The sequence below is a fragment of the Micromonospora endophytica genome (genome assembly GCF_003236305.1).
Lineage (GTDB): Bacteria > Actinomycetota > Actinomycetes > Mycobacteriales > Micromonosporaceae > Micromonospora > Micromonospora endophytica.
This window is the reverse complement of sequence record NZ_POTX01000352.1, coordinates 1-4492: the sequence shown is the minus strand read 5'-3', so window position 1 is coordinate 4492 and position 4492 is coordinate 1. Positions and strand designations below refer to the sequence as shown.

Here is a 4492-nt window from a genome sequence, read left to right as displayed (position 1 = left end):
GTGCCCCGGTCCCCCCGGTCCGGGCCCGGGGCCCCGTACCCCGTGGTTCTGATCCCCCGTGGTGCTGACCCCACGTGGTGCTGATCCCCCGTGGTGCTGATCCGGGCGTGGTCACCCGGGTGGGGTCGGACCGCCCCCGCGCTCCGCCTCGGAGCGGAGCGCGGGGACCCCCCGTCCCGGCTACTGCAGGAGCGCCCCGAGGGGCGACAGCAGCAGCCGACCGAGCGCCGCGGCCGCGTCGTCGAGCCGCTTGCGCTCGCGCTCGTGTCGATGCGGGTCGTGTCGGCACCGCCAGATGCGTTGCGCGTTGCGCCACGCGACATCACGCGTGTAGCCGACCAACTCACCCTGGTACCAGTCGTCGATGTTGCCGTTGAGCATGTCGATGAGCAGTTGCCACCGCTCCAGGTAGCCCCGACGCAGCTCGGGGATCTTCTCGGCGAAGATCTTGTTGATCTCCAGGTAGTCCCGGTGCTGATCGCTGCTGTCGACCGGCTCGGACTCCAGGTGGGCGAAGGTGGTCACCAGCGCGAACGGCAGATCGAAGTTGATGTGCGCGTTCACGCCCGCCGCCGCCGAGGGCAGCGGTCGGGCGTCCGGGCCACACATCCGCTCGAACAGACACGCCCACGCGTTCGGAGTGGCCGGGTTGCCGTCGCTCCACAGCCGCAGCGCGTCGAAGTAACGAGCGGCGAACTCCACGTCCAACCGGGACAGGAAAGCCGGGTCGACGAACCTGTCGGTGTATAGACCCTCCAACACGCTCGTGGTGATGGTGAGGTACAGCCGGTTGAAGTCGGCAAGCGGGCAGCTGTCCAGCAGCGGAGGCAGTTGGACCAGCAGATCCTGCAACCGGGTCAGGTGATCGACCACGGCGGGCACGTCGGCCGGGTGCTCGGCCAGGAGATCGACCATGTCGGCCTGCACCGGCCCCCAGACCGGTTCGGTCAGGCCGGCCGCTCCGCTCTGGCGTACGCCACCACGGGACAGCACCGGGTCGAGTCCGGTGACTAACTCGCTCATGCCATCTCCGCCCTGATCGCCGGCACAGTCGTACCTTCGCCGACGCCGTCGTTCCTGCGCCGGCGCCAGGCTCAGCCTTTCAGCCGTACGGGCTGGCGACATCAGTAGAACGACGTATCCGGAACCTACCGGCGACTGTGGAGGAAGATGGCGGTCGCCTGTACGCGGGTACGCACGTGCAGCTTGTCGAAGATGTGCGAGACGTGGACGCCGATGGTCCGCTCGCTGATGAACAGCCGCTGGCCGATCTCCTTGTTGGTCAGTCCCTCGGCCACCGCCGCCAGCACCTCCCGTTCGCGGGCGGTGAGCACGGTCAGTTCGTCGCCGCCCGCCGCGGTCGGCGTCGACGGGCGCGCCGCCCTTTCCTCAAGCGGGATCCGGGCCCGACCGGCCAACGTACGGATCTCCTCGGTCAGCGGCACCGCACCGAGTGCCTGCGCCGACTGGTACGCCTGGCGCAGCAGCTTCCCGGCGGTGGCCGGCCGGCGTCGCCGGGCCAGTAGCGCCTCGGCCTGCCGCAGCCGCGAGTACGCCGCCGGGTACGGGTGGTTGCGGTGATCCCACTCGGCCGCGGCCCGTGCCCACAGCTCCGGATCCGCCCCGTCGAGACGGCTCACCTCGGCCGCGCAGAGCGCCAGATATCCGTCGACGACGTCGCGTACCGGCTGCGCCGCCCGTTCGCTGCGGCCGGCCACCCGGTCGGCGATCTCCCGCAGCCGGCGCACCGCATTGGCGTCGACGGCGACCGTGCGGCTGGCGTGCGCCTCGGCCTCGGCGCGCAGGCCGTGCCAGACCAGCACGGCGAGGATGACCAGGTCGTCGGAGCGGGTCTCGGTCAGGCCCCGCTGCACCGCGTGCCGGGCCACGTCGTGGCGCCCCTGCCACATGGCGATCCCGGCGCGCAGCGTGAGCAGGGGGATGACGTGCCGGGCCCCGCCGCCGGCGAGCATGGTGGCCACCGCGTCCAGATCCCGGTCGGCGGCCTCGGCGTCACCGTAGCCGACCGAGAGCCGGCAGCGGGCCAGCAGCAACTCGACCGCGTCCGCGCCGGAGGGCCGGTGCCGCAGCGCCGCCGCGACGACCTTCTCCGCCTCGGCCCACTGCCCCACCCGGAACAGCCCGTTGGTGGCGATGGCCAGCAGCCGGGTGCCGTAGCTGCGGCCAAGTCCGAGCTCGGTGACCCGCTCGGCACCCCGGCGGGCCACCACCACCCCCTCTTCGAGGATGTTGAGCGGGCCGGTGAGCAACTCGGCCAGGTGCAGGTAGGCCAGGGCCACGTCCTCCGGTCTACCGGCCCGCTCGGCGGTCTCCAACGCCCGACGCAGCACCGCCAGGCCGGCCTCCGGATCCTGACCGAACGCCTCGGAGAAACCCAGCGCCATGCTGGCCAGCACCACCTCGGTGGTGGCCCCGTCGGCCTGCTCAGCCAGGGCCAGCGCCTCCCGCGCCCGCTGACCCGCGTCGGCGTACCGGCCCAGGTGCAGCAGCAGCTCGGCCAGCCGGGCGGCGGCGGTGGCCCGCTGCCGGTCGGTGCAGTCGGCCACCTCCAACGCGTGCTGGTACTCCGCCTCGGCCAGCGCCGACCGGCCGGCGGCGGCGAGGTAACGGGCTCGCCGGATGTGCAGCTCGCAGACGGGAAGACCGGCGTCGGCACCGGCCAGTTCCTCCAGCAGGGACAGCGCCCGGGCGTACTCGCCACAGTGGTGGGCGGCCTCGGCCGCGTGCCCGAGCAGGGCGGTGCGGTCCACACCGGGCAGGCCCTCGGCCAGCTCGACCGCGACCGACCAGTGCCGGTGCGCCTCGGCGTAGCCGTACAGTCGCTCGGCTTCCTGCGCGGCCGCCACCGCCGCCGGCAGGGCCCGCTCCGGCTCGCCGGCCAGCCGCCAGTGGTGAGCCAGCCGGGCCTGGTGCAACTCACCGGGCACGGCGGTCAACGCCTCGGCGTAGCGGCGGTGCAGCAGGGCTCGTTCGGCCGGCAGCAGTTCGTCGGCGAGTACCTCCGCGACGAGCCGGTGACGTAGCCGGTACCCGTCGTCTGAGCTGACCAGCAGCCGATGGGAGACGGCCGCGCGGACCGGGTCCAGCAGTTCCTGCTCGGGCAGCCCGACCACCTGGGCGAGCAGCCAGTGCTCGACCGGCTCCACCCCGGCGGCGACCGCGTGCACGGCCCGGTGCGCCGGCCGGGGCAGGGCGTCCACCCGGGCCAGGAAGACCTCCCGCAGGGTGTCGGAGAGGCCGTCGCGGCCGTCGCGCAGGTCCCGGGAGAGTTCCTCGACGACGAAGGGGTTGCCGCCGCTGCGCCGCCACAGCCGCTCGGCCGCCTCGGGCGTCAGCGGCTGGCGGACCACCGCCGCGGCGAGTTGCTCGGTGGCGGCCCGGTCCAGCGGCGCCAGGTCGAGCACCCGCACCGACCGCAGCCGGCGCAGTTCGGTGAGCACCCGGCGCAGTGGATGCGCGCCCTGCAGCGACTCCGCACGCACCGCCGCGAGCACCGACAGTTGCAGGTCACCCAGGCCGGCGAGCAGATAGAGCAGCAGTTGGCGGGTGGTCCGGTCGACCCACTGGAGGTCGTCGAGCACCAGCGCCACCGGCCGCCCACCGGCGATCACGCTCAGCCCGCGCGAGACCCGTTCCAGCAGCGCGCCCGCCCCGTCCGGGCCGGTGCCCTCCGCGGCGAACACCGCAGACAACGCACGGACCGAGGCCACGGCGGGCGGGGCCAGGTCGCTGTCGAGTCGACGCAGCGCCTGACGCAGCGGGTGCAGCGGCGAAGCGTCTCCGATGTCCAGACAGGAGCCGGTGAGCACCAGCGCGCCGCCGTCGCGCAGCCGGTCACCGATCTCGTGCAGCAGGCGTGTCTTGCCCACGCCGCTCTCGCCGGTGAGGAAGACGGCCGCGGTGTTCCCCGGTGCCACCTCGTCGAGCAGCGCGGCACGTACCGTCGCCACCAGGTCGGCCCGACCGACGAGCGGGGTGCTCTCCACGTCGCTGGCCATGGCTCGCAGCCTAGTCACAGCCACCCGGCCGCTCTAGAGTCGTTCCTACGCCTCGCGTCGAAATTGCGACCAATGGCGGAGTTCGGACGACATACGTCGTTCTGCCGATCCGCCGTCGGGCCTGGGATGGCAGCCTCCGTGGCAACGTCGACACGCACGGGGGGAGAGGCGGGTGCGTCTCCATGCCCATGTCCACCGTCGAAGCCGCGCCAGTGTCGGTCCGGCAGATCAACTGGCCCATCACCGAGGAGCGGCGCACCGTCACCGTCCTCTTCGCCGACATCGTCGGTTCGACCGGACTCGTCGACCGGCTGGATCCGGAGGATGTCCGCGCCCTGCAACGGGTCTACTTCGGCACGGTCGCCGGGGTGCTGCGCCGATGGCACGGCGCGGTGGAGAAGTACGTCGGCGACCGTGCCGAAGTAGACCCGTTGCAGGGCGCGGACATCCTCCGGATCCAGCCGGTCGACGAG

The 4492-nt window shown here is 72.8% G+C and carries 2 protein-coding genes and 1 pseudogene; 1 reads left to right on the top strand and 2 read right to left on the bottom strand.

From position 1 onward, the window contains the following. Positions 1 to 180 precede the first annotated feature (180 nt). Both C1I93_RS28750 and C1I93_RS28745 read right to left on the bottom strand, forming a co-directional pair. Positions 181 to 951, bottom strand: a complete 771-nt coding sequence (locus C1I93_RS28750; protein ID WP_111246399.1) for a DUF5995 family protein — start codon at positions 949 to 951, stop codon at positions 181 to 183. Between the two features lie 197 nt (positions 952 to 1148). Continuing rightward, entirely contained in the window at positions 1149 to 4019 is a 2871-nt protein-coding gene (locus C1I93_RS28745) for a helix-turn-helix transcriptional regulator (RefSeq protein WP_111246398.1), read from the bottom strand. Positions 4020 to 4201: 182 nt separating this feature from the next. On the opposite strand from C1I93_RS28745, the pseudogene C1I93_RS28740 reads away from it, so the two are divergent. After that, positions 4202 to 4492, top strand: a pseudogene (locus tag C1I93_RS28740) (adenylate/guanylate cyclase domain-containing protein); the annotation flags it as partial.